The following is a 25,658-nucleotide window of genomic DNA, read 5'->3' on the forward strand; positions in this document are numbered from 1 at the left end:
ACGATCAACCACGGCATTGCCATTGATTACTGATCTGCACGGCTGGCGCGGGCGAATTGTCTTGGAGGCTTTGTGAAAATTTTGTGCAACGCATATCCGGAAACACAATAAAGTCCCTCCGCGCCTGGTACCAAATGCAGTCAGGGGGCTTGTGCTCTTTCTCAACTGTGGCCAAATCCGTTCCTGCGTTACCGCAGAAACGGGTATGTACAATAATCAATCAAACAAACCGCCCCACAAAAAAAAGCGCCCCGATCAAATCAGGGCGCTTTATCAGAAGAACGGCGTAATTACTTCTCGGCGCGTTCTTTCAGGGCTTTCAACGTATTGAACGGCGCATCAACCACAAACTTGTTGGCCACCATCGACGGAATGCTCCCACCCGGCTCAGTGTGAACCTGATAAGTCACTTCGACCTGGTCACCCTTGGGCACCAACTTCCAGAACCCCTCGACCTTGGTAACCCGCACGAAACCTTTTTCTTCAGGAATGTACTTCGGCACACCCTCAAGTTTGCGGGTCAGGCTGCCATCCGCGCCTTCGGTGGTCGTGATGTGCAACACCGAATCACGCGCCGTCACCGGCCATGGGGTATTGAACTGGGTGTAGGTCCAGCTCTGATCGCCTTCGTGCTTGAGCAGTTTCTGCAGTTTGCATTCGTGAATCCACGAGCAGGCGCCTGCCACGTCTTCCTGGAGTGCGCGCAACTTGGCCATGGTGGTTTTCATCAGGGTAACGCCCTGATAAGCCTTGTAGTCAGAACCGGCCACTTCACTCAAGGACACTTTGATGCCGTCTTCATTCTTGGCCACCTTCCAGTCTTCGGCCTGTGCGGCGGCAGTCGCCAGCAAAACCGTCAAACCACACAGCACAGCCATTCGATGCAGCGAACCCATAGTCTTATTCCTTATTGTTGAAGTTCCGTTCGTAGAACACATCACGCCGCCGTCATTTGCTCCCACCATCCCAGCAATTTGATCGCCTCGTCACTGCTGCTGCCGCAGACTTCAACGTCGGCCTCGAACGCCGAACAAACGGCAGGACGCTCCGGATTGCCGAAAATATTGCACAGGTTTTCGGCAGAGAGTTGGACGCAGCGCTCTCCGGCGGCCTTGCCATTGGGCATGCCGGGAATCGGTGAACTGATGGAAGGGGCAATGCAACAAGCGCCACAACCTTCACGGCATTTCATGACGAAAAGCTCCTCGCGACGGGTGATGTGTTAAAGGACGGGGCACAGAGTAACCGCTAAAACAGTTGTTTTAAATTACCTGCTGCCGGGTTTTTACGCTCAAACCAGCGTGACTGACCAGTCTCCGACAAAGCGTCTGGCCTGCGGGTCACGCCGAGAAAGGATTTACTGCTTGAACTCGAATTCCAGCGCCGCGCCGTCGACGTCCCGACGCTCTTCGTTACGCAGTTGCAGCTTCATTTCGTTGCTGATCAGTCGCCCGTTGAGTTGAAACGGAGAGCTGCCGGCTTTCTCACCAAACATTTTTGGCAACACCGCGTCGTGTCGGGGCAACGGAACTGTACCGATCGGCTTCAACTCCTCGGCCATGTCCTCAGGCAAGCTCAAATCCAGGTCAGCCGAAGGCAGTTTGGTTTTCACCACTTCACTGGCCGGTTTGGTTTTTGAGGCAATCGGTGGACGTTTTTTCTGCGCAGCCGCTTTCTTTTTGACCGGCGTGGCTTTCTTTGCCGGTGCCGGCTTTTTCGACGTCGCGCTGGCGGCCGGTTTTTCCTGAGCGGATGCCGCCATGACGCCTTCCGAATTGAAGGTCATCAACAGGCAGATCGACAACCAGGCGGCAGGAAAAATCGGTTTCATGGACCCAACGGGGATAACGGCATTATCGGCAGAGGGCATATGCTCGCTTGTTGGACGCAACATGACAAGCTCGGGCAGGGATTACCCGCCCACCCTTTCACATTCCGCCGGTCATCTCCTGGCAAAGCTGGGTAGCCAGCATGCCCAGGGTCATCAACGCACGCTCGGCTTCGCGATTCCAAGGAATGCCGCAGTTGAGCCGAATGCAGTGATTGAACTGCTCGGTGTTACTGAAAATCAGCCCCGGTGCGATGCTGATGCCTTGCTGCAACGCGCGCACATGAAGTTCTTGTGTGTTGACCCGCCCCGGCAGACTCACCCACAGAATGAAGCCGCCGGTCGGTCGGGTCATCTGCGTGCCTTCCGGAAAATACTGCTGCACCGCGAGCTGGAAAGCGCTGAGATTCTTGCGGTATTCCTGACGGATGTAGCGCAAATGCCGGTCGTAACCGCCATTTTCGAGATACGCCGCAATCCCCATCTGCGTGACGCTGCAAGCCGAATGCGTGCTGAAGGTCTGCAAGCGCTGGATTTCCTGCTGGTACTTGCCGGCAATCATCCAGCCAATCCGCACACCCGGGGACAGGGTCTTGGAGAAGCTTGAGCAGTAGATCACCCGATCCAGCCGGTCGTAGGCCTTGAGTGCCTTGGTGCGCCCCTGCTCGAACATCAGTTCGCCGTAGATGTCGTCTTCGACCACCTGAATATCGAAATCCGAGGCCAGTCGCAGCAGTTGTTTCTGCCGCTCTTCGGGCATGGTGCCACCCAGCGGATTGCTCAGGCGCGTGGTCAGCACCAATGCTTTGATCGACCATTGATTGGCCGCCAGTTGCAGGGCTTCCAGGCTCATGCCGGTCGCCGGATCACTAGGGATTTCGATGACTTTCAGGCCCAACAGGTCGGCCAGTTGCAGCAAACCGTAATAGGTCGGCGACTCGGCGGCGATCAGGTCGCCCGGCCGGGTCAGCACGCGCAGGGACATCTGCAGGGCATCGACGCAGCCGTGAGTGATCACCACTTCCGACGGATCGACCACCACGCCGGCATCGCGCATGCGAATCGCCACTTGCCGCCGCAACGGTTCAAAACCGGGGCTGAACATGTAGCTGAATGCCCGTGGGCTATGGAATCGGGTGACTTTGGCCAACTGCTGATGCAGCGCCCGTACCGGCAGATAATCAACGCTCGGCACCGCCGCGCCCAAAGGAAATACGCCCTCGCGACGGGATTCGACCAACACTTGTTGAATGATGCTGCTGCGGGTGACGAGGCCGGGACGTTCGACCCGGGCGATGTCCGGTGTCGGCGCGGTCAGGGCCGGCGTCTGGTGCACGTAGTAACCCGACTGCGGCCGGGCGCGAATCAGCCCCTGATCTTCGAGATTGGCATAGGCCTGCAACACCGTCGCATGGCTGACATTGAGCTGCGAGCTCATCTTGCGCACCGATGGCACGCGCTCCCCCGGTTGATAGACACCACGGCGGATGTCTTCGGCCAGTTGTTGAGCAATACGTTGGTAGAGCAAGAGATTGGTCATGACGCAGCACTCGATTTCACGGGCATTTTATTCTTGTGTGAAACAATACCGGAACAGTTTAGAAGTGTACGGGGACAGTTGCCACAATAGTCGACCGTACAGTGCAGTGTCAGCAAAATCTGTACTGCTTTTTATGAAGAACGTGGGGGGAGTTGGCAGACACAAAAAAACCCGGCGCTGTCTGGCAGGCCGGGTTTTCCAGAGACGCCGCCTTAACGGGCGGCGCCGAGCTGGCCTTTTTCGTCGGAGAACACAATTTCCACCCGACGGTTCTGCGCCCGCCCCCGTTCAGAGGCATTCGCGTCCACCGGGTACTCGTCACCGTAGCCTTCAACCTGGATGCGTTTATCGTCGATGCCCAGGTCCATCAGCACATCGGCCACCGATTGCGCACGGTCACGGGACAGTTTGAGGTTTTCCTGCTTGCCGCCGGTGCTGTCGGCGTAGCCTTCGATGCGCACGACGCGCTTGGGATTGAGCTGCAGGAACTGCACGATCTTCAACACCACACGGTTCGCCGAGTTTTTCAGCTCCGCTTCGCCGGTGTCGAACAGCACATCGCCGAGGGTCATCACCAGGCCACGGTCAGTCTGGGTGGTCGCCAGCGCAACAATCTGCTCTTCAAGCCACTTGCCTTGCTGCTGCACGCTCAGCAATTTGGATTCTCGCAGGGCCAGTTGCAGGCGCTGACGCTCTAGTTCGAGCTTCGCCGCGCGCTCCTCGTTGAGGACCTGATTGGTGTGCTCCCGAGCGATTTCGCTGTAGCGCTGACTCAGGTAGGCGTAGTGCACCACGTCCGAACCGCTGCCCCAGTAACTGGACAGGCGATCGGCGCGGGCCAGGGATTCACCGGCACGGATCACGTCTTTCGGCGCGATTCGCAGCACGTTGGAATCCTCTTTCACTTTCTGAAAGTCGGCACCCGCTTCTTGCAGCGCGGCTTCACTGTGCTGACCGGCGCAGCCAGAGAGACTGGCACAGCCCACGAGGATCAAGCCGCCGATAGTTTTGGACGTGAGGTTCATTGGGCATCTCCCACTTGCTTGCGCAATCGAGTGATGCGGGTGTTGAGAAGATCCAGCTTCTCTTCACTTTTGAGCGTCAGTACCTTGGCTTCGGCCAGACGAGCGTCCAGTTCGGCCTGTTCGGCGCGCATGCGTGCATGTTTGTAAGACTGATCGGTCATGTCACCTTGGGCGCGGGCGAATTTTTCTTCGGCCAGTTTCATTTCCGGCACATCGTCCGCAGTGGCACCCACGGCTTTGGCTTGCACGAGCACCTGTTCGGTCAGGCGTATTTGTTCATTCGGCGCCGGATCGGCTGCACAACCCGCCAGAGCCAGAACGGCCAGGGCAGCGAAAAGAGGTCGAATACTCACTAAAAATCCCTACTGTTTTGGGGTACTGGCGGGTTGTTGTAGCTGCTGCTGTTGCTGCGCCTTCCAGCGCTCGATATTGCGTTGCAGCACAGCTTCCGTCAGTCCGGACGCGGACAATTCTGTCATCTTTTTGGCCAGCTGTCCGCGCAACCACGGATCGTTGCAGGCTGAGTTATGGGAAACCGCGAGGAACAGACCGGGTTTGTCGACCGGTTGTGAGCGCGCGACCAGGTCATTGGCCATGCTCAGGGCCTGCGCGGCCGCCATGCCCGAATAGCGTCCGGCAAGGACAAATTCCACTTCCCCCAACAGCAATTTCTGAAAAGCCTGGGTCAGGTTTGCAGTGCGTACGAGGGTCAATTGCTGCTCGGCGAACGTACCAAATGCCGGGGTCATTCGAGACTTTTCCGACAGCGCGCCAGGATGACCGTGAAGGTCCTGCGCCTGGTTGTAGACCAGTGGCGAGTCTTTACGGGTCCAGACCAGGTAATCGTTTTCCAGCAACGGCGGATGAATGTAATCGAGGGTTTCCAGCTCACTGACCGTCAACGGTGCGTCGGCCAGCATGTCCATGCGCCCACTGCGCACTTCATCAAGGGCTTGGGCACGTTTGCCGGCATAGAGCATCTCGACTTTGATGCCCAACTGCCCTGCTACCTGTTGCAACAGGTCGGCACTGGCACCGATCAGGTGCGTGGGGTTCTGCGGGTCTTGCCACAGATACGGCGGCGCATCCGGACTGCCGGTGACCACCAGTCGCTCGCACTTGCCCGCCGCAGTGGACAGCGTTGGCAACAGCGTCAAACCCAGCAGCAATGACCAACCGAACACTCGGCGCAAATCCACGGCAATACACTCCACTCAAACCCCGTTATATCCCCTGTAGGAGCCAGCTTGCTGGCGCCTACAGAAGAACAAAAAAAAGCCCGACCAAAAGGTCGGGCTCTTTATAGGTCAAGCGGCTGGATTAGACCAGCTTCTCGAACTCAGGGATGGCTTCGAACAGGTCCGCCACCAGGCCGTAATCGGCCACCTGGAAGATCGGCGCTTCTTCGTCCTTGTTGATCGCGACGATCACTTTGGAGTCTTTCATGCCGGCCAGGTGCTGGATCGCGCCGGAGATACCGACGGCGATGTACAGCTGTGGAGCAACGATCTTGCCGGTCTGACCGACCTGCATGTCGTTGGGTACGAAACCTGCGTCGACCGCAGCGCGGGAAGCACCGACGGCAGCGCCCAGCTTGTCGGCCAGGGCGTACAGATGTTTGAAGTTGTCGCCGTTCTGCATGCCGCGACCGCCGGAAACGACGATTTTGGCAGCGGTCAGTTCCGGACGATCGGACTTGGCCAGTTCTTCGCCAACGAAGCTGGAAATCGCAGCATCGTGAGCAGCAGCAACGGCTTCAACAGCGGCCGAACCACCTTCAGCAGCGACCGGGTCGAAACCGGTGGCACGCACGGTGATCACTTTGACCGCAGCGTTCGACTGAACGGTCGCGATGGCGTTACCGGCGTAGATCGGGCGCTTGAAGGTGTCAGCGCTTTCAACCGAGATGATCTCGGAGATCTGGTCAACGTCCAGCTGAGCGGCAACGCGCGGCAGGATGTTTTTGCCGTTGGAAGTGGCGGCAGCCAGGATGTGGCTGTAGCCCTTGCCCAATTCAGTAACCAGAGGAGCGACGTTTTCCGGCAGCTGGTGAGCGTAGGCAGCGTTATCAGCTACCAGTACTTTCGCCACTCCAGCGATTTTCGCAGCGGCTTCAGCCACGGCGCCAGCGCCCTGACCTGCAACCAGCACGTGGATGTCGCCGCCGATTTTGGCAGCAGCGGCCACGGTGTTCAGCGTGGCCGGGGCCAGCACTTTGTTGTCGTGTTCAGCAATAACCAAGATAGTCATTTAGATTACCTTCGCTTCGTTTTTCAGTTTCTCGACCAGTTCAGCCACCGACTTGACCTTGATACCCGCGCTGCGTGCAGCCGGCGCTTCGACTTTCACGGTCTTGTTGGTGGAGGCGGTGGAAACGCCCAAAGCGTCCGGAGTCAGCACTTCGAGAGGCTTCTTCTTGGCTTTCATGATGTTTGGCAGGGACGCATAACGCGGCTCGTTCAAACGCAGGTCGGTGGTGACGATGGCTGGCAGTTTCAAGGAAACTGTTTGCGCGCCGCCGTCGATTTCGCGAGTCACGGCAACCGAGTCGCCAGACACTTCGACTTTCGAAGCGAAGGTGCCCTGACCGTAGCCGCTCAATGCAGCGAGCATCTGGCCAGTCTGGTTGTTGTCGCTGTCGATGGCCTGTTTGCCGAGGATCACCAGCTGAGGCTGTTCCTTGTCGACAACGGCTTTGAGCAGCTTGGCAACGGCCAAGGAAGTCAGATCTTCAGCGGATTCGACGAGGATGGCGCGGTCGGCACCCAGAGCCAGCGCGGTGCGCAGTTGCTCTTGAGCGGTGGACGGGCCGATGGAGACGACGACGATTTCAGTCGCAACGCCTTTCTCTTTCAGGCGTACGGCTTCTTCCACTGCGATTTCGCAGAACGGGTTCATCGACATCTTCACGTTGGCGAGGTCGACGCCGGAATTGTCCGCCTTGACGCGAACCTTGACGTTGTAATCCACAACGCGTTTGACAGCTACAAGAACCTTCATGGATTCCTCGTTACTCTCCGGTGAAAAGAAAGTCGCCTAGGCGAACCTGGCGGTTGATGCTCATCGGGCGCAAGGGCACCTCTAAAAACGCCGGCATAAGTATCAAGTGACCATCGCTCATGATGTTGATGACCGTTCGTCAGTGGTGACCAACAAGTCATTCAATATCGCGGCGTGTAAACTGCGCGCCATCACTGCACTGCGCATCACCTTGTACCGCCATCGCCCTGTCTTTAGAGGTGCTCTTGAAACCAACAGTCAGCCTACGGCGAGCGCAAAACCGACCGTATCTTGACCGGAACGCCTATTCCGGTCAATACGGCAAAATGGACAGTCATAAGCCGCGTGACTTTGATTTCTCTGGCTTTGAGCCGATTCAAACAAACGTTTGTATTGGACGCTAAGAGTGGTGTAGATATAATGCGCCACCCAAAGAGAAAGGTGGTTCATCGATTGTCCTCTTCCTGCCTCGCGCAGGATTTCATGGATGCGACACCAAACCTCCAATTAGAAAAAAAACTGTTGAGCCTTGAGTAGGAGATAACCTGTGGAACGCGAATACATGGAATTCGACGTGGTCATCGTCGGTGCCGGCCCCGCTGGTCTTTCCGCCGCCTGCCGTTTGAAGCAGAAGGCTGCTGAAGCCGGTAAGGAAATCAGCGTCTGCGTGGTCGAAAAAGGCTCCGAAGTGGGTGCTCACATCCTGTCCGGTGCCGTGTTCGAACCACGCGCCCTGAACGAATTGTTCCCGGACTGGAAAGAACTCGGCGCGCCGCTGAACACGCCGGTCACACGCGATGACATCTTCGTGCTGAAAAACGCCGAGAGCGCGCAAAAGATTCCTGACCTCTTTGTGCCCAAGACCATGCACAACGAAGGCAACTACATCATCTCCCTGGGCAACCTGTGCCGCTGGCTGGCCCAACAGGCCGAGAACCTGGGCGTGGAAATCTACCCAGGCTTCGCCGCTCAGGAAGCACTGTTCGACGAGAACGGCGTGGTTCGCGGGATCATCACCGGCGATCTGGGCGTTGACCGCGAAGGTAACCCAAAAGAAGGCCTGTACACCCCGGGCATGGAACTGCGCGGCAAGTACACGCTGTTCGCCGAAGGTTGCCGTGGCCACATCGGCAAGCAGTTGATCAAGCGCTTCAACCTCGACAGCGAAGCCGACGCCCAGCACTACGGCATCGGCCTGAAGGAAATCTGGGAAATCGACCCGGCCAAGCATCAGCCAGGCCTGGTGGTGCACACCGCCGGCTGGCCGCTGGACATCATGGGCACCGAGAACACCGGTGGCTCCTTCCTCTATCACCTGGAAAACAACCAGGTGGTGGTCGGCCTGATCGTCGACCTTTCCTACAGCAACACCTACCTGTCGCCGTTCGACGAGTTCCAGCGCCTCAAGCATCACCCGGTGCTCAAGCAGTACCTGGAAGGCGGCAAGCGCATCAGTTACGGCGCCCGCGCCATCTGCAAAGGCGGCCTGAACTCGCTGCCAAAAATGGTCTTCAAGGGCGGCGCGCTGATCGGTTGCGACCTCGGCACCCTCAACTTCGCCAAGATCAAAGGCAGCCACACCGCGATGAAGTCCGGCATGCTCGCCGCTGAATCCGTGGCCGAAGCGCTGTTCGCTGAAAAGGACGGCACCGAAGAGCTGACCACTTACGTCGACGCATTCAAGAAGAGCTGGCTCTACGACGAACTGTTCGCCAGCCGCAACTTCGGCCCGGCGATCCACAAGTTCGGCGCGATCGTCGGCGGTGGTTTCAACTGGCTCGACCAGAACATCTTCGGCGGCAAACTGCCGTTCACCTTGCACGACACCAAGCCGGATTACGCTTGCCTGAAGCTGGCAGCCGACTGCAAGAAGATCGACTACCCGAAACCGGACGGCAAGATCAGCTTCGACAAGCTCAGCTCGGTGTTCATCTCGGGTACCAACCACGAAGAAGAACAGCCTTGCCACTTGAAGCTGACCGATCCAAGCATCCCGATCAGCAAGAACCTGCCACTGTACGATGAGCCCGCCCAGCGTTACTGCCCGGCTGGCGTGTATGAGGTGGTGACCAAGGAAGACGGCGAGAAGCGTTTCCAGATCAACGCCCAGAACTGCGTTCACTGCAAGACCTGCGACATCAAGGACCCTGCACAGAACATCACCTGGGTGGCGCCGGAAGGTGCTGGCGGCCCGACTTACCCGAACATGTAAGTTGAACCGCTGAACAACAAGGCTCCCGAAATGGGGGCCTTTTTGTTGCCTGCAATTCCGGCAACACCACAATTCCCCTGTGGGAGCGAGCCTGCTCGCGACGACGGTTTAACATCCAGCATTTATTTCGACTGACACACCGATATCGCGAGCAGGCTCGCTCCCACAGGGTCAATCACACATTCAGGCAGCGCGTTCGTCGCCAGGATTGCGCTCAAAGTAGCGCTTGTACTCGCGACTGAACTGCGACGTGCTCTGATACCCGACCCGATGCGCCACCTGCGCCACGCCCAACCCTTCGGTGAGCAACAACTGTTGCGCCTTCAGCAAGCGCAATCGCTTCAAATACTGCACCGGCGACAACAAGGTGCTGCGCTTGAAATGCTCATGAAAGGTCGACGCACTCATGTTCGCGCAACTGGCCAGCGTATCGACGTTCAGCGGTTCGGTGTAATGCGCGTGCAGATGACTGAGGGAGGCGGCAACCCGAGCAAATTGGCCCTGCTGTTCCACCAGCGCACGCAACACATCCGCTTGCGGACCTCGCAACGCGACGAACAACAGTTCCCGCAACCGCGCCGGCCCCATGATCTGACATTCCAGTGGATCGTGCAGGCAACGCAACAGCCGCTCCACGCAACCGCGCATCGCATCGTCGAGCACCGCCGAAGTCATCGACTCGGGGGTTTGCGCAGGAATATTGCGCCCCGGTGCCAGCCCCATGGCCAACACCAACTCACCGAGCAGCACCCGGTCGATGGCTATAGAAACCCCAAGCATCGGCCCATCAGGCGCCGAAAAAGTCTCGCATTCAAAAGGCACCGGCAATGCCTGAATCAGGTAATGCCCGGCGCCGTATTCCAGCGTACGAGCCCCCAGGTACGCCAGTTTGCTGCCTTGGGCGATGATGACCAGACTCGGTTCATAGATCTGCGGACCGCGCGCCACATCGCAACTGGCGCGCAAAACCTGCACGCCCGGCAATGCCGTCGGCGCAAAACCATCGCGAGTGGTCAAAGGCTGGATCAGCGAAACCAGCGTGGCATTGGCATCGAGATGACGGGTCAGCAACATGAGAGCTCTTCACAAAAAAAATCACGGAAAAAGGGATGAAAGCATCATCGCAGGTCTGATCGACCAATTGACCAAACGAACCCTGATGCCGGAGGAATAGGCATGACACCCGGAGGAATCGCCATGGCCGGTGACCGACGCGGCGCTCAAAATGCGCCGCCTCACCTGCCACTGCTTTTGCGAGGTTCATCATGTACACCGCCATCGGATACGCCGCCCAGTCGGCCACCACTCCCCTCGCCCCGGTAAAATTCGAACGCCGCAGCCCTCGCGCCGACGACGTGGCGATCGATATTCTCTACTGCGGCGTCTGCCATTCCGACATCCACCAGGCGCGCAACGAGTGGGGCATTGCCGTTTACCCACTGATGCCCGGCCACGAGATCGTAGGCAAAGTTACCGCCATCGGTGCGAATGTCACCCAGCATAAAGTCGGCGATCTGGTCGGCGTCGGCTGCATGGTCGACTCCTGCCGCAGCTGCGAAGCTTGCCAGGCCAACCTCGAGCAATATTGCCTCGAAGGTCCGACCATGACTTATGCCACCCCTGACCGCGTGGATGGCAGCAATACCATGGGCGGTTACTCCGACAGCATCGTGGTCAGTGAGCACTTCGTCGTGCGCATTCCGGAAAAACTCGACCTCGCCAGTGCCGCGCCGATCCTCTGCGCCGGCATCACCACCTACTCGCCGCTCAAACACTACGGCGTGAAGGCGGGTGACAAGGTCGGGATTCTCGGCATGGGCGGCCTCGGGCACATGGGCATCAAGTTCGCCAAGGCAATGGGCGCGGAAGTGACGCTGTTCACTCGCTCGGCGAGCAAGGCTGAAGAAGGTCGTCGTCAGGGTGCGGATCACGTGATTGTGTCGACCGATGCCGAACAGATGAAGGCAGCAGCGGGTCATTTCGACTTCCTGCTGGACACCATTCCGGTGCAGCACGACCTTAATCCCTACCTCGACACCCTGCGTTTCGATGGCGTGCACATTCTGGTCGGGCTGATCGAACCGGTCGATCCACCGGTCCACGCCGGCAAACTGGTGATGAGCCGTCGCGTACTGGCCGGCTCGCTGATCGGCGGCATCGCCGAAACCCAGGAAGTGCTGGATTTCTGCGCCGAGCACAACATCACCTGCGACATCGAAATGCTCGACATCCGCCAGATCAACGAGGCTTATGCCCGCATGATCGCCGGTGACGTGAAATACCGTTTCGTCATCGACATGGCGACGCTGAAAGTCTGATCAGACCTTAGCGCCAAGCTCTGCCGAGAGCCGGGCTGTGACCCCTTTGATCAGGGGAATCAGCTCGGCCATTTTTTCCAGCGGCATGTACGGCACGGTGCTGGCGATGCTGATGCCGGCGACAATGCGCTTGCTGGCATCACGGATCGGCGCCGCCACGCAGCGGATTGACGGTTCGTTGTCTTCCAGGTCGAAGGCATAACCGCCTGCCACGTACTCGACCATGCGCTGCTGAAACTGCTCCCAGGATTGCTCCGGGTGCTGCGGCCAGAACTGATTTTTCCCACCCGCCGGCAGACTGACTTCGTACAGTCGTTGCCATTCTTCCTGCGTGTCATCGAGCATCAGCGCCTTGCCGATCCCGGTGCGCGCCAACGGCATGCGATGGCCGACCCGCGAACGCATTTCCGGGCCATTGCGCCCCGGATTCTTGTGCAGGTACAGGACCTCGTCGCCTTCGCGAATCGCCAGGTGAATGGTGTCGCCGGTCAACGCCGACAACTCATCCAGATACGGCCCGGCCAAGGTGACCAGCGGCAGTTCCTCGCGCGCCTGGAAACCCAACTCGATCAGCTTCGGCCCCAGCAAATAACCGACCTGCGGCACCACGCGCAGATAGCGCTCGTCCACCAGGCAACTGGCCAGACGATGGGTGGTGCTGCGCGTCGTGCCGATCAGCCGGGCGATTTCCTTGAGATCGCGGGCGCCACTGGCCACGGCCTGAACCACACCCAGACCGCGAAGCAATGTCTGGGTGCCGGTCGGCGCGGCGTCCTTGGCGATTTTTGGGGCGTCTTCCTGCATATCCAGCCTTTACCGTTGAGCGAGGGAGCGGGCGGCATTATGGTCGCCCGACGGCTGCGACTACAACTTGATACGCTCGACCTTCCCGACCAGCAGAATGTAGGAAAGCGCACCAATCAACGCCAGAACGGAGATATAGGTGATCGCCGGAGCGAACGAGTCACCGGTGGCGAGGAAACCGATGACAATCGGTGTGGTGATCGCCGACAGATTGCCGATGAAATTGAACACCCCACCGGTCAGCCCCAACAACCGTGCCGGCGCCAACGTGGAAACCAGCGACCAAGTGATTGAAGCCAGACCATTGCCGAAGAAGGCCAAGGAGAGGAAGGCAATCACCAGCGGCGTCGACTCGACGAAGTTGGCGCCGATGATCGAGGTGGAAATCAGCAGACCGCCAATGATCGGCAGCTTGCGGGCGAAACCCACCGTGTAACCACGACGGATCAGGAAATCGGAGAAGAACCCGGAACAGAGCACGCCGACGAAAGCCGCGAGAAACGGCAGCGATGCCAGCAAGCCCGACTTGATGAAGTCCATGCCGCGATATTTCACCAGGTAGGTCGGGAACCACGTCAGGAAAAACCACAGCGTCGAGTTGAGGCAGAACTGACCGAGGTAGATGCCCCACAACTTGCGTTTGGTCAGAACGATGCCGAGGTCGGTCCAGCTGAATTTGGCCTTGACCTTGGCTTGCTCGGCCTGGATATCCACCAGCCCGCCGCCTTCGCGTATCAGCTCGATTTCGGCGTCATTGGCGCCTTTGAAATCCCGTGGCTCACGATATACCGCGTACCAGATCACCGCCCAGAGAATGCCCACCGCACCGGTGCTGACGAACACCATGTGCCAGCCAAACTCATGCTGCAACCAGGCGAGTACCGGCGTCAGGAATGCCAACCCGACGAACTGGCCGGACGTGTAGAAACCAATGGCCGTGGCGCGCTCGCGCTCTGGAAACCAAGTGGTAACCACGCGACTGTTGATCGGATACGCCGGTGCTTCCAGCGCCCCGACCGCCATGCGCAAGACGAACAGCGCGATGAAGCTGGCGGCGAAGCCGAGCATCACCGTGGCGATCGACCACAGCAACAAGGCGACGCTGTAGAGAATGCGCGGCGGGACGCGATCCACCAGCCAGCCGCCGGGGATTTGCATGGCGGCGTAGGTCCAGCCGAACGCGGAGAAGATCAGTCCGACGTGGATCGGGTCGATGCCCAGGTCACTGGTCAGCGCCGGGGCGGCGATAGAGAGGTTGCTGCGGTCCAGGTAGTTGATCACCACGGTGATGAACAGCAGGACCATGATGAAAAAACGCTTGCGGCTGGGCGCCACCAACGACGCCTGCCCGGTGAGGGTTTGCGGTTGCATGGGGAATGCCTCTTCTTATGTTTATTGAGGTCGATGTGAAATCGGGGTGTGCCGCAAATCTCCCGTCCATGGAGATCAAACGGTGGGAGCCAGCCTGCTGGCGATAGCGGTGTGTCAATCACCTTGACTGCTGGAGGTGCAGACCAAATCGCCAGCAGGCTGGCTCCCACAGGGGTTTGCGATGGGTCAGGGAGGACTCACCACTCGGCAAAACTGCCATCGGCATGGCGCCAGATCGGGTTGCGCCAGCGATGCCCGACCGCCGCGCGTTCGATCACGTATTCCTCGTTGATCTCGATGCCCAAGCCAGGACCATTCGGAATCTTCACGAAGCCTTTGTCGTAATCGAACACTCGCGGATCCTTGACGTAATCCAGCAGGTCGTTGCTCTCGTTGTAGTGGATGCCCAGGCTCTGTTCCTGGATGAAGGCGTTGTAGCAAACCGCGTCCAGTTGCAGACACGCCGCGAGGGCAATCGGGCCCAACGGGCAATGCAGCGCCAAGGCCACGTCGTAGGCTTCGGCCATGTTGGCGATCTTGCGGGTTTCGGTAATGCCGCCAGCGTGAGAAGCATCGGGTTGGATGATGTCGACGTAACCTTCGCTGAGCACGCGCTTGAAATCCCAGCGCGAGAACAGCCGTTCACCCAAGGCAATCGGCGTGCTGGTCAATGGCGCCAGTTCCTTCAGCGCTTCATAGTTTTCGCTGAGCACCGGCTCCTCGATGAACATCAGTTTGTACGGGTCGAGTTCCTTCATCAGCACCTTGGCCATGGGCTTGTGCACCCGGCCATGGAAATCCACGCCGATGCCGACGTTCGGCCCGACTGCGTCACGCACGGCAGCGACGTTGGCCAGGGCGAGGTCGACTTTTTCGAAGGAATCGAGGAATTGCAGCTCTTCGGTGCCGTTCATTTTCACCGCAGTAAAACCACGCTCCACCGCTTCTTTCGCTGCGCGAGCGGTGTCTGCCGGACGGTCGCCGCCGATCCACGAATAGACACGAATTTTGTCGCGCACCTGACCACCGAGCAGATCGCTGACCGACACACCCAACGCCTTGCCCTTGATGTCCCATAGCGCCTGATCGATACCAGCCAGCGCACTCATGTGGATCGCACCGCCCCGGTAGAAGCCGCCTCGGTACAGCACAGTCCAGATGTCTTCGATGTTGCGTGGGTCTTTGCCGATCAGGTAGTCGGACAATTCTTCAACGGCAGCCGCCACCGTGTGGGCACGACCTTCGACCACGGGCTCGCCCCAACCGGTCACGCCCTCGTCGGTTTCGACCTTGAGGAAGCACCAGCGCGGCGGAACGATGAAGGTGGTCAGTTTGGTGATTTTCATCTCTTCTCTCTCTTGTTAGATGCAGCGCGCTCGGCGCCAAAAAAGTCTTAACGCAGAGCGTTCCATGCAGCGACGTAGGCCTTGGCGTTGGACGCCACTTGCTCCGGCGTCATGCCCGGTTTGAACAACCCGGAACCGAGCCCGAAGCCCTTCACACCCGCGTCGATAAACACCTGCATGTTCTCCGGGGTGATCCCGCCCACGGGCGCCAGAATGGTTCCGGCAGGCAGCACCGCCAGCCAGGCTTTTACAACCGCCGGCCCCATTTGCTCAGCCGGAAACATCTTCAGCACATCCGCGCCTTCGGCCAGTGCGGCGAAGGCTTCGGTCGGTGTCGCAACACCCGGCGACAGGAACAGCCCCGCCGCTTTCGCTGCGCGCAGCACTTTGGGATCGCTGTGGGGCATGACGATCACCTGCCCGCCGGCGACTTTCACTTGCTCGACCTGTACCGGCGTCAGCACTGTTCCGGCGCCGATCAGGCAATCGGCAGGCAAGGTACTGCGCAGGATGCGGATGCTTTCGTACGGTTCGGGGGAATTGAGCGGCACTTCGATGACGCGAAATCCGGCTGCGTAAAGGACTTCTCCGATAGCCGCCGCTTCCTGCGGGCGAAGGCCACGCAGAATTGCGATCAAACCGTTTTGCGCCAGGGCTTGCTTGAGCATGTCAGACCTCCAGTCAGGTTTAACGGGATGGGGTTGGAGTGATCAGTCCGGCGGCGAGCGCCAACTGCCACAGCCCGCGTTCGGTGGCGTGTTCGGCCAGCGTCACGCGAGCAAAACCGCAGGCGTCGAGCGCCCGGCTGTAGCGGGCACAGAGTTGGGAATTACCGATGAGGATGATCGACGGCAGATGAACACTGTTGCGCCGACGCCGCTGAACCGTGGCCAGCGCCGACAACTCATGACCGATCAACAGGCCGGACAAATAGTCCGGTTGCGCGCTGCCGCTCAACTCGCCGGTCAGCCCGAGGCTGCGGGCGCTGAACAGCGTCGACAGCGGGCCGATCTCGCCCTCCTCCGACAGGGCCACTTGCACGCCACGGTCAAACGCGTCGCCATCAAAAGACGCGCCACGCTGCTGGGTGCGCCCCAGAATGCTGTGTTCGCTGAGCACGGCGAAGACTTCACCGGTCATGAAGGTATCGAAATGCACGATGCAGCCGTCGGCCACTTCCACCCATTTCGAATGACTGCCCGGCAGGCCGATCAACAGATCGCTGCCCGCCCCGCTCGGCAGGTTTTGCAGCACGCCGAGGACTTGGGTTTCTTCACCGCGCATCACGTTCGGCAGGCGCGAACGCTGAATCACGCCCGGCACGATGTGCACATCGGCACCGCGAAGACTGCGAATGGTTTGTAGGGAAGTTCCGAGATTGGCAACGTTTGCCGGGGTGTCGCGGTAGGCCGCTTCGCGCCAGCCTTGCGCGCTGCCAACCATGCCGCAGGCAATCACCGGCAAAGCGGGTTGTTCATCGAGCCAGTCACCGCAAGCCTCGTCAAAGGCCAGTTCAAAACCGTCGGTGCATGCCTGACCTTTAATGATTCGCGGCGTCCGGGGCAGCTGCATGATTCCCGATGACAGCGAACGCTGTTCAAGCACCTGGCCACCCGCGGCGAGTTTGTAAGCACGTAATGAGGTTGTCCCCCAATCGAGCGCGATCAATTGCGCCAGCATCGCTTCACCTGTTTTGTTTATTGGCAGTGAGTGAGCTGGACTATAAACCCGCAAGCACACAAATCTCAATATATAAATATACATCCCATATTTTGGGATAAATCAAAAAAAATCGCAGCCATCGGCAACTCCCTCTTTCGGAGCTGCTGAAGGCTGCGATTCTCTAAGCGATCAATTGCCCGCAGCAAAATCCCTTAACACCGCGCCATCCATCCGATACCGCACCCACTCTTCCTGTGGCTGGGCACCCAAGGATTTATAGAACTCGATCGCCGGCTTGTTCCAGTCCAGCACGCTCCACTCGAATCGTCCGCAATCATTGGCACAGGCGATTTTCGCCAGGTGGCGCAGCAGTGTTTTGCCGGCGCCGCCACCGCGCTGCTCGGGGGTGATGTAGAGGTCTTCGAGGTACAGGCAATTGCTGCCGAGCCAGGTGGAATAGCTGAAGAAGAACACCGCAAAGCCAATCGGCAAACCGTCCCGCAGGCAGATCAGGCCGTGGGCGGTGGCGCCTTCGCTGAACAGGCTGCGCTCGATGTCGGCCACGCTGGCGATGACTTCGTGGCGGGCACGTTCGTAATCGGCCAGTTCAGTGATGAACCCGAGGATTTGCGGTGCATCGCTGGGGGTCGCCGGGCGGATTTCGATCGTCATGGACGTGCCTTCGTCAAAAGTGGAAAACGCCATACTAAGGCGGCGCGGGACCTCTGGCGAGGGGACTTACCCTTACTCCGGCCACCACTAACCCTGAAATCGATAACCTCGGACCTAACATCCGCGCCTCGCATGATAGATAGATGACACTCACCGTTATCGGGTCAAGGAACCGCGTCATGTCCATCGCACCGCCACAAGTCTCCAGCAAGCTGTTCGGCCTGTTTTGCCTCGCCAGCTATTTGCTGTCGCTGTCCTACGGCTCAACGTTTTTGTTGTCGTTGTTGATCGGTTCCCGTGGCGGCAACGAACACGATGCCGGCAGCGTGATTTCCGCGGCGATGCTCAGCACGTTTGCAGCGGTGATTGTCTCCGGGCACTTGTCTGATCTACTGGGAGCGGCGCGTTCAATTGCGCTGTTCGGCGTGCTGCTGGTGGCGGCCAGCCTGGGCTTTGCACTGACGCCGGGGTTCGGCAATCTGCTGCTGTTCTTCGGCCTGCTACTGGGGTTGGGCTGGGGCGTTTTCTACACGCTCGGGCCGATCATCGTCGCGAGTCTGGTGACGCCCGCGCAACGCGCCAAATACTTTGCGCTGCTGTCGGGCAGCATGATGACCGGGATCGGCAGCGGCCCGTTGCTGGGTCGCGCGGCCAGTGCGCTCGGCTATCCGGTGACGGCGGCGTTTTACCTCGCGGCGCTGGCCAGTCTGATCGGCGTTGTGCTGTTTTGGCGGCTGGATGCGCAGCTGAAAAAAACGCCCTCGCCCACCGCCTCGGTCGCGCGCATTTCCTGGCGTGCAACCGCTCAGGTGCTGTCGTCCAGAGCGGTCTTCCCCATCATCATGGTCGGCCTCGGCGGTTGCGTGTTCGGCGGTCTGTCGAGTTTTCAAACCAGCTACGCGGCGGCTCGTTCGCTGGACTACTCGCTGTTCTTTTTCGGTTTCATGGGCGCGGCAATCAGCAGCCGGATGTTGATTGCCGGGTTTGTGGTCAAGCGCGATCCGTTCCGTGCATCCTGCCTGTTGTCGGGGCTGATGATGGGCTCGATCGTGATGTTCGGTTTCGTGGTCGAAAGCGGCGTCAGCTACGTGCTGGCTGCAATGATGCTGGGCGTCGGTTACGGGCTGACGTATTCGGTGATCAACGGCCTGGCCGCAAACGAAGCACCAGGCGGCACCACCGCGCAAGCGTTGCTGTTGTTCAGTCTGTCGTACTTCATCGGCGTGTTCGGTTTTCCGTGGCTGGCCGGGAAGATCATCGTCGAGCACGGGATGGCGACACTTTTGCTTACGGTTCTCGCCGTCGCGCTGCTGAACTGGCTGATCACCGTGGGCCGCTTGCTCTGGCGGCGCTACACGGTCAAAACGTTACAACGGGCCTGAACCGTTCGTCGTTCATCAGGCACCAAACCAAATCGGGGGCGGACCAATATCGGGTAAGGACTCTAATTCAATGGAGACGACACCATGATCATGTCCCGACTGACCGCCCTCGCTCTCGCTACCCTGCTGTCCTCTGCTGCCTTCGCCGCGAACACCGCCCCCAGTACCGGCCCGACCGACCCGGTCGAAAAACCCAAATCCCCCGCCATTCAAAGCGCTCCCGGCATCAACACCAATGGCACCGGCGTCGACAGCAGCCTGCCGCCGTCCACGGGCACCGACCCGCGGATCCAGGGCAACGACGCGGGCCGTCAGGGTGGAATGAACATGCCCGACACCCAGACACCCGATAACGCCGGCCCCGGCATCGGCTCGAAAACCACCACCGGTGGCTCGGGTTCCGAAGGCGGCGCCAGCCAATAAATCGCCCACGCGAGCTGCACCTGTCCACATCCATGAAGAGGTAACCATGAACGTCGATAAAAACCTTGAGAAAGAAGTCCTGACCCGTCTGCTGCACGCCCACCCGAGTGGGCTGGGCAAGGAGGTCCTGGACAATTACCGGGGGGAGAAAGTTGTGGCCAGCGCCCTCGCCACGCTGCAGGATCGCGGGTTGATTCAGCATGGGCATGTGACCTGCAACGAGGCCGGTGAGCACTCGTTGAATTTGCCGATCAAGCTCAGCGCGGCCGGGGTTGAGGCGGCGCGCAAGCTGGACGTTTAAGCACGACGTATCAGGTCGTGGCCTGCGCGGCTACGACCGACTGACTCTACAAGCAGCAGGAGAAATAGTATGCGCAAGCAGGCGTTGATCGAGGCGTTGCGCAAGGCTGGGTAGGGGTCAAAAAATGTGTTGCATTTTCGGGCCCTATCGCTGGCAAGCCAGCTCCCACAGTGATTAAAGTGTTCACAATATTTTGTATACACCCCGAATCCTGTGGGAGCTGGCTTGCCCGCGATGGGACCAGATCAGGCGCCCAAAGTCTTACTGATTAATGCATCAACCTCAGCCACCCCAGGCGAAGTCGCCGGCCCCCAACGAGTAACGGCGAGAGCCGCCGCCGCATTCGCCCGCCGCGCCGCCTCACCCGCTGACAATCCTTGCGCCAACCCCGCCACAAACACCCCGGCATGGGCATCTCCGGCGCCATTGCTGTCCACCGCTTCAACCTTGAAACCCGGCACGTGCCGACGCTCGCCATGCTGATGGATCCAGCACCCTTGCGGACCATCGCGAACCACCATCAACACCTTCGACGGCAGATGCTCGGCGAGCCGATCCAGCGCCTCGGCAATGTCCGCCGCCCCGGTAAACCGCAGCGCCTCGACACTGTTGCTGGTCCACAGATCGATGCGCGGCAATAACGCCTGCATCAACGGCGCATCAGGTGATTCCACCAACGGGCCCGGGTCGAACACCACGTTGATCCCGGCCGGCAACGCCAACACCCAATCCACCAGCGCCTGAGCCTTGCCGATATGCAGCAGGCTGTAGCCGCTGACGTAGACATAATCGCCCGCCTCGGCGGGCACACTCGCCAGGTCCTCGGCAGTCACTTCGCCTTCGGCGCCAATGTAGGAAACGAAACTGCGCTCGGCCGAGGCGTCGGTGATCGCCACGCACAATCCGGTATCGCGCTCCGCGCTGTGAGCAATGCCGATACGGATGCCTTCAGCCTTCATCGCCTCCCGCGCCAGATCACCGAAACGGCCGGCGCCATGCCGGCCGAGGTAAACCACCGGCAAACCATTACGCTGCGCCGCAGCCATCACATTGAAGCCGCCGCCCGCTTCGAAACTGGCGGACTGCGCCAGTACATCGCCGCCGGGCTGCGGCAGTTTATCCACGGCCATGACCAGGTCGATGATGACCTGGCCGGTGTGCAACAGCTTAGGCATGAGCATTCTCGAGCAATGCGGTGCGGCGATCCCTGGCGCCACCGAGTACGAAGTAAATCCCGCCGGCGACCAGGAACGTGACGATCCAGCCGAGGCCGTTATGGCCCAGCCACGAGTCGGAGAGGAACCCGCGGAACCAGACGGTTTGTTCGGTGGTGCCGAGGGTGGTGAAGCTGAAACCCAGCACGATCGCCACGGCCCACGCACCGAATGCACGCCACTCGACGCCGCCGCGATACCAGTAGGCACTGCTCGGGCTGACGTCCAGCAGGTCTTTCGGGCTGTAGTAATGACGGTGAATCAGGTCGACGACGAAGATCCCGACCCACGCCGTGATCGGCACCGCCAGCAGCGAAATGAAGGTAATGAACGGGCCGTAGAAACTGTCGGCGATCAGCATGAAGTAGATCGAACCGGCGAAAATCGCGACGATGTCGACCACCACGGCGTAGACACGTTTGACCTTCAAACCGAGGGTCAGCGTGGTCAAACCGGCGGAATACACCGACAGGTTGTTCGACAGCAGCAGGCCGCCGAACGCAGTGATCAGGTACGGCACGGCCATCCAGGTCGGCAGCATGTCGCGGATCGCGATGATCGGGTCAGTGGCAGAGGCCAGGTCGTTGTTGCCCACCGACAGCAGGCCGCCGAGGGTAATCAGCAACACCAGCGGGATCCCCGCACCAAACGCGGCGGAAGCCACCAGACGCACGGCTTTGACACTGCGATGCTGATAGCGCGACATGTCGGCACCGGCATTCGCCCAACCGATCCCGGTGCCGGCGGCCATGGTGCCGACGCCGATGATCATTGCGCTTAGCGGTGCGGGCGTGGCGTTGAACACGGCGCTCCAGTCGATGGTGGCGCAGAGGAAACCGCCGACCAGAATGTTCAGCGCGCCGAACACGTAAGTCGCCCACTTCTGAATCACCAGCAACGTCGCATGACCGAGGCCGGATACCGACAAAGTCAGCAGCACGAAAATCGCGATGAAGATCAGGGTCAGTACCGGCGCGCTTTTGGCTTCCACCGGGGAACCGAACAGGATTGAACACAGCGACAGCAACACGAACGCGGCGGTGGTGGTGTTGACGGTTTCCCAGCCCAACCGCGACATCAACGAAACCAGTGTCGGGCCGATATTGCCGCGCACACCAAAGATCGCCCGCGACAGCGTCAGGCTGGGTGCGCGACCACGGCGACCGGCGATGGAAATGATCCCGACCACCGCGAAGGAACCGGCAGCGCCAAGGATCGCGACGATGATCGCCTGCCAGATCGCCAAGCCGCGAAACGCCACCAGCGTGGCGCCGAGCGGCAGGCCGAGGATGGAAATGTTGGCGGCGAACCAGACCCAGAACAACTGTAGCGGATGCCCGTTGCACTCCGCTTCCGGCACCGGTTCGATGCCACGGGTTTCCAGTTGCCCGGCGCTTTGCCCGGCGGTCGATGAACTCATGTGAAATGCTCCTGTTGCCTTTGTTGTGGTTATGGGCAATTGCGGAAGTCGACATAACATCCCGGCGATCCTGGCCGTAGTTGTGCGATCCATTGCGGGTGATTTATTTAAATACGCGGTGCGCCTATCGCGAGCAAGCTCGCTCCCACAGGTAAGGCGTGTGCCGTGAGGTTTGCACTATTCCTGTGGGAGCGAGCATGCTCGCGATGGCGTCAACCCAGTCAACGCAAAGCCAACAGCCCCTGCACCAACGGTTCCAGCTCCAGCGAGTTAACAGCTTTGACCTCGTCGATCATCGCCACCGGCCAACTCTCAAGTCCCAGACAGGCCCCCAGCATGGCCCCGAGAATCGCCGCGATGGTGTCCGTGTCGCCGCCCAGACTGGCGGCCATGCACACCGCTTCGAAGGCATTCATCTCACCGATGGCCACTTGTTGCGCCAAGGCAAACGAAACCACTACCGACTCCTGTGACGCCACTGAAGTGCCAATCACGTCATACATCAAGTCCGCCAGGAACGCCTTGTCACTGTCGACGCTGATCGTCCGCGCCCAACTGATGCGTGAGGCAATGCGCCCGCCCGCGACCCAGTGGCCGTGGCTTTCCGCTTGCTGGGCGATTTGCTGGCCGAGGTTCAATGCTTCGCCCAGGTCCATGCCATTGATGCCCGCCGAGACCACTGCCGCCACCGCCGCTGCGCTGGAAATGCCCAGCGTGGTGTTATGAGTGACCTGGCAGGCCTGCACCACCGCGTTGATGAAACGCTCGGGATCGGCGACATCCGCCGAAATGCCGACCGGCGTGATGCGCATCGCCGCGCCGTTGGTGGTGCCGTAGCGGCCGGCTTCTTCCGGCGAATGGCCGGCGAGAATCATTTCGATCGCCCGTTTGGTCGACGGCCCGAGCAAATCCTGTGAGCCCTTGGCCTGCATCACGGCTTCCCATTCGATCAGCCGTTGAGCCAGTACCGAGGGTTCGATCTTGCCTTCGCCGTCGATCAACAACTGACCGACCAGAATCGCCTGCTCGGTGTCGTCAGTGATCGAGCCTTTGGGCATGTTGGCCGCAATCGGTTGATCGGGGCCGGCGTCTTGCAGACCGGTGATCTCCCCGAAACGCGCCTTGATTTCGGCGCGGCTCAGGGATTGCGTCGGCATGCCCAGCGCATCGCCCAGGGCCAATCCGTAAAACGCGCCCAGCGCACGATTAAGCGCGGTCATTGCGGGTTTCCAAATTGCAGGTGCAGGCGGAAGTGCACGGGATCAAGCAGGCTTTCGACCTGTTCCATGAAGCGGTTCTGCCGGTCGTACGTGGTGCGCAAGGCTTTGAGAAACACTGTACCGACCGGACGACCCAGCAGCTCGGCGTCTTCGGCGCTCAAGGGTTCAGCGCCGATCCATTGATCGCCGCGCTCGCCGATGTAGCCGTACGCGGCCAGGGTGATGGTCAGGGAATTGTCGATCAGGCCGACACGCGGCAGGCTTTCCAGGCCTCCGGTGGCGGGCATCAATGAGCGTTCGAGGGAAACCAGCTTGCCGTCGGTGGAACGGCGGCGGCGGTCGAGGGTGATGAACTGGTCAGTGCCGAAACGCGGCAGCAGGTCAGGCCGGGTCACCGCCTCCAGCCGCAGCACTTCGGTATTGATCAGCGCCCCGCTGTCGGCCAGGGCCTGCGCCCAGCCATTGCGCTGATCGAGCACCACACCGTCGAACGTGACGATGGAACCGACACCGCTTTGCGTCGCGATGTAGTGGCGCCGTTTCAGCTCGGCCAGGGCTTCGCGCAGCGTGCCGCGGCTGACTTTGAATTCTTGAGCCAACTGATGCTCGCCGGGCAACAGAAAACCGTCCTCCAAGAGGCCGCTTTCGATGCGCCGGATGAGTTCGTCGACCACCCGTTGTTTCTTGTCAAATCGTACCTGTCTAATCATGTACAAATTGATAACCGAAACGGGGTTGGGCGAGCAAGGAATATTTCAGGGAGGTGACGGGAGGAGGGAGCCAAAGCGACCGCTTCGCGGTCAATCGCGAGCAGGCTCGCTCCCACAGGGGAATGCATTCCAAATGTGGGAGCGAGCCTGCTCGCGAAAGCAATGGCTCATCCAACCTCAATGTGTCAGATCCACCGCTATCGTGAGCAGTCCGGTCTCACTCCTACAAATAAAGGGTGTCAGCGTTGTTTGAGGCGGTCGATGACCACAGCCAGCAGCAAAATCGAACCGCGAATCACGTACTGGTAAAACGTATCGATGTTCTTCAGGTTCATCGCATTCTCGATGATCGCCAGAATCAATACCCCGGCGATCACGTGCCGGATCATGCCGATCCCGCCACTCAGCGACACCCCGCCGAGCACGCAAGCCGAGATCACCGTCAGCTCGAAACCCTGGCCGATCATCGGCTGACCGGACGTCATCCGCGACGCCAGAATCACCCCGGCCAATGCCCCGATCACGCCGTGCACGGCGAAGATGATGATCTTGGTCCGGTCAACGTTGACCCCGGCCAGCAGCGCCGCTTCCTGGTTGCCGCCGATGGCCATGGTATTGCGCCCATAGGTGGTGTAATTGAGCAGCCAGCCGAAAAACAGGAAGCAAACGATGGTGATCAGAATCGGCACCGGCACACCAAACAACTGGCCGTTACCGAAGACGAAGAACGACTCCTGCGACACGCCTACCGCTTTGCCATTGGCAAAAATGTAAGCCAGACCGCGAACGATCTGCATGGTCGCCAGCGTGGTGATCAACGCATTGACCCGCAGCTTGGCGATCACGATCCCGTTGATCAGCCCGACAATCAGCCCCATGAACAGCGCCGCCGCCACGCCGAGAAAAACGCTGTCGGTGTCGCGCATCACCACCGCCGCGACCACGCCGGCACAGGCAATCACCGAGCCCACCGACAAGTCGAAATGCCCCGACGCCAGGCAATACAACATGGTGCACGCGGCAATACCGGTGGTGGATATCGCCAGCCCCAGGCCGCGCATGTTCAGCGGCGAGAGGAAGTTGTCGATCAGCAAGGTGCAGAGCACGAAGATCCCGACGGCTGCGAGCAACATGACCCAGTCATCAAGGAAGCGCCGCAGGTCGAGGGGTTTGCGCTGGGTAGGAAGAGCGTTGTTTTGGGTTGTCATCA

Annotated in this window: 26 protein-coding genes; 5 read left to right on the top strand and 21 right to left on the bottom strand. The window is 59.8% G+C overall.

Going from position 1 to position 25,658, the window contains the following annotated elements; translation table 11 throughout:
* Window positions 1-290: 290 nt before the first annotated feature.
* From Q7W83_RS20590 to Q7W83_RS20630, 9 genes are all read right to left on the bottom strand, one after another.
* A complete protein-coding gene (locus Q7W83_RS20590; protein ID WP_150631692.1) occupies window positions 291-896 on the bottom strand; it encodes an START domain-containing protein in 606 nt (201 codons plus the stop codon).
* A gap of 41 nt (window positions 897-937) precedes the next feature.
* Complete coding sequence (locus tag Q7W83_RS20595; RefSeq protein WP_150631693.1) at window positions 938-1,192, bottom strand: YkgJ family cysteine cluster protein; 255 nt, start codon at window positions 1,190-1,192, stop codon at window positions 938-940.
* Between the two features lie 165 nt (window positions 1,193-1,357).
* Window positions 1,358-1,831 (bottom strand): translation initiation factor 2, encoded by a 474-nt coding sequence (locus Q7W83_RS20600; RefSeq protein ID WP_150654619.1) that lies wholly within the window; start codon window positions 1,829-1,831, stop codon window positions 1,358-1,360.
* Between the two features lie 97 nt (window positions 1,832-1,928).
* Complete coding sequence (locus tag Q7W83_RS20605) at window positions 1,929-3,368, bottom strand: aminotransferase-like domain-containing protein (RefSeq protein ID WP_150631695.1); 1,440 nt, start codon at window positions 3,366-3,368, stop codon at window positions 1,929-1,931.
* Between the two features lie 212 nt (window positions 3,369-3,580).
* Entirely contained in the window at window positions 3,581-4,393 is an 813-nt protein-coding gene (locus Q7W83_RS20610; protein WP_150631696.1) for an OmpA family protein, read from the bottom strand.
* Complete coding sequence (locus Q7W83_RS20615) at window positions 4,390-4,746, bottom strand: DUF4398 domain-containing protein (RefSeq protein WP_150631697.1); 357 nt, start codon at window positions 4,744-4,746, stop codon at window positions 4,390-4,392. Before Q7W83_RS20615 ends, Q7W83_RS20610 begins: the two co-directional genes overlap by 4 nt.
* 9 nt (window positions 4,747-4,755) lie before the next feature.
* Window positions 4,756-5,592: a substrate-binding periplasmic protein gene (locus Q7W83_RS20620; RefSeq protein ID WP_150631698.1), complete on the bottom strand. Its 837-nt coding sequence runs from the start codon at window positions 5,590-5,592 to the stop codon at window positions 4,756-4,758.
* 121 nt (window positions 5,593-5,713) lie between these two features.
* A complete protein-coding gene (locus tag Q7W83_RS20625) occupies window positions 5,714-6,643 on the bottom strand; it encodes an electron transfer flavoprotein subunit alpha/FixB family protein (RefSeq protein WP_150631699.1) in 930 nt (309 codons plus the stop codon).
* On the bottom strand, window positions 6,644-7,393 hold the full coding sequence (locus tag Q7W83_RS20630; RefSeq protein WP_007942046.1) for an electron transfer flavoprotein subunit beta/FixA family protein: 750 nt from the start codon (window positions 7,391-7,393) through the stop codon (window positions 6,644-6,646).
* A gap of 547 nt (window positions 7,394-7,940) precedes the next feature.
* On the opposite strand from Q7W83_RS20630, the gene Q7W83_RS20635 reads away from it, so the two are divergent.
* Window positions 7,941-9,605, top strand: a complete 1,665-nt coding sequence (locus Q7W83_RS20635) for an electron transfer flavoprotein-ubiquinone oxidoreductase (RefSeq protein ID WP_150631701.1) — start codon at window positions 7,941-7,943, stop codon at window positions 9,603-9,605.
* 183 nt (window positions 9,606-9,788) lie between these two features.
* Here the strand turns inward: Q7W83_RS20635 and Q7W83_RS20640 are convergent, their stop codons facing one another.
* The gene (locus tag Q7W83_RS20640) at window positions 9,789-10,679 is read right to left on the bottom strand and encodes an AraC family transcriptional regulator (RefSeq protein ID WP_150631702.1); all 891 of its coding nucleotides are present in this window, start codon (window positions 10,677-10,679) and stop codon (window positions 9,789-9,791) included.
* A gap of 191 nt (window positions 10,680-10,870) precedes the next feature.
* On the opposite strand from Q7W83_RS20640, the gene Q7W83_RS20645 reads away from it, so the two are divergent.
* A complete protein-coding gene (locus Q7W83_RS20645) occupies window positions 10,871-11,923 on the top strand; it encodes an NAD(P)-dependent alcohol dehydrogenase (RefSeq protein WP_150631703.1) in 1,053 nt (350 codons plus the stop codon).
* Here the strand turns inward: Q7W83_RS20645 and Q7W83_RS20650 are convergent, their stop codons facing one another.
* The 6 genes from Q7W83_RS20650 to Q7W83_RS20675 form a co-directional block, all read right to left on the bottom strand.
* A complete protein-coding gene (locus Q7W83_RS20650; RefSeq protein ID WP_008152270.1) occupies window positions 11,924-12,727 on the bottom strand; it encodes an IclR family transcriptional regulator in 804 nt (267 codons plus the stop codon). It abuts the gene before it with no gap.
* Window positions 12,728-12,787: 60 nt separating this feature from the next.
* On the bottom strand, window positions 12,788-14,098 hold the full coding sequence (locus Q7W83_RS20655; RefSeq protein WP_473656758.1) for an MFS transporter: 1,311 nt from the start codon (window positions 14,096-14,098) through the stop codon (window positions 12,788-12,790).
* 197 nt (window positions 14,099-14,295) lie between these two features.
* Window positions 14,296-15,444 (bottom strand): galactonate dehydratase, encoded by a 1,149-nt coding sequence (gene dgoD, locus Q7W83_RS20660; RefSeq protein ID WP_008152275.1) that lies wholly within the window; start codon window positions 15,442-15,444, stop codon window positions 14,296-14,298.
* A gap of 47 nt (window positions 15,445-15,491) precedes the next feature.
* The gene (locus tag Q7W83_RS20665; protein ID WP_473656760.1) at window positions 15,492-16,112 is read right to left on the bottom strand and encodes a 2-dehydro-3-deoxy-6-phosphogalactonate aldolase; all 621 of its coding nucleotides are present in this window, start codon (window positions 16,110-16,112) and stop codon (window positions 15,492-15,494) included.
* Window positions 16,113-16,131: 19 nt separating this feature from the next.
* Window positions 16,132-17,124, bottom strand: a complete 993-nt coding sequence (locus Q7W83_RS20670) for a 2-dehydro-3-deoxygalactonokinase (protein WP_150631707.1) — start codon at window positions 17,122-17,124, stop codon at window positions 16,132-16,134.
* 171 nt (window positions 17,125-17,295) lie between these two features.
* A complete protein-coding gene (locus Q7W83_RS20675) occupies window positions 17,296-17,778 on the bottom strand; it encodes a GNAT family N-acetyltransferase (RefSeq protein ID WP_031319060.1) in 483 nt (160 codons plus the stop codon).
* A gap of 179 nt (window positions 17,779-17,957) precedes the next feature.
* On the opposite strand from Q7W83_RS20675, the gene Q7W83_RS20680 reads away from it, so the two are divergent.
* From Q7W83_RS20680 to Q7W83_RS20690, 3 genes are all read left to right on the top strand, one after another.
* Window positions 17,958-19,160 (top strand): MFS transporter, encoded by a 1,203-nt coding sequence (locus Q7W83_RS20680; protein ID WP_473656763.1) that lies wholly within the window; start codon window positions 17,958-17,960, stop codon window positions 19,158-19,160.
* A gap of 84 nt (window positions 19,161-19,244) precedes the next feature.
* The gene (locus tag Q7W83_RS20685) at window positions 19,245-19,583 is read left to right on the top strand and encodes a hypothetical protein (protein ID WP_150631708.1); all 339 of its coding nucleotides are present in this window, start codon (window positions 19,245-19,247) and stop codon (window positions 19,581-19,583) included.
* A gap of 46 nt (window positions 19,584-19,629) precedes the next feature.
* A complete protein-coding gene (locus Q7W83_RS20690; RefSeq protein ID WP_150631709.1) occupies window positions 19,630-19,884 on the top strand; it encodes a hypothetical protein in 255 nt (84 codons plus the stop codon).
* 245 nt (window positions 19,885-20,129) lie between these two features.
* On the opposite strand, the gene Q7W83_RS20695 is transcribed toward Q7W83_RS20690, so the two are convergent.
* The 5 genes from Q7W83_RS20695 to araH form a co-directional block, all read right to left on the bottom strand.
* A complete protein-coding gene (locus tag Q7W83_RS20695; RefSeq protein ID WP_150631710.1) occupies window positions 20,130-21,059 on the bottom strand; it encodes a PfkB family carbohydrate kinase in 930 nt (309 codons plus the stop codon).
* A complete protein-coding gene (locus tag Q7W83_RS20700; RefSeq protein ID WP_150654613.1) occupies window positions 21,052-22,518 on the bottom strand; it encodes a purine-cytosine permease family protein in 1,467 nt (488 codons plus the stop codon). The genes Q7W83_RS20695 and Q7W83_RS20700 overlap by 8 nt, the downstream gene beginning before the upstream one ends.
* A 221-nt stretch (window positions 22,519-22,739) precedes the next feature.
* Complete coding sequence (locus Q7W83_RS20705) at window positions 22,740-23,738, bottom strand: ADP-ribosylglycohydrolase family protein (protein WP_150631712.1); 999 nt, start codon at window positions 23,736-23,738, stop codon at window positions 22,740-22,742.
* A complete protein-coding gene (locus Q7W83_RS20710) occupies window positions 23,735-24,448 on the bottom strand; it encodes a GntR family transcriptional regulator (RefSeq protein WP_150631713.1) in 714 nt (237 codons plus the stop codon). Before Q7W83_RS20710 ends, Q7W83_RS20705 begins: the two co-directional genes overlap by 4 nt.
* Window positions 24,449-24,687: 239 nt before the next feature.
* Entirely contained in the window at window positions 24,688-25,656 is a 969-nt protein-coding gene (gene araH, locus Q7W83_RS20715) for an L-arabinose ABC transporter permease AraH (protein ID WP_150636025.1), read from the bottom strand.
* Window positions 25,657-25,658 lie beyond the last annotated feature (2 nt).

Source organism: Pseudomonas sp. 300, assembly GCF_055803035.1.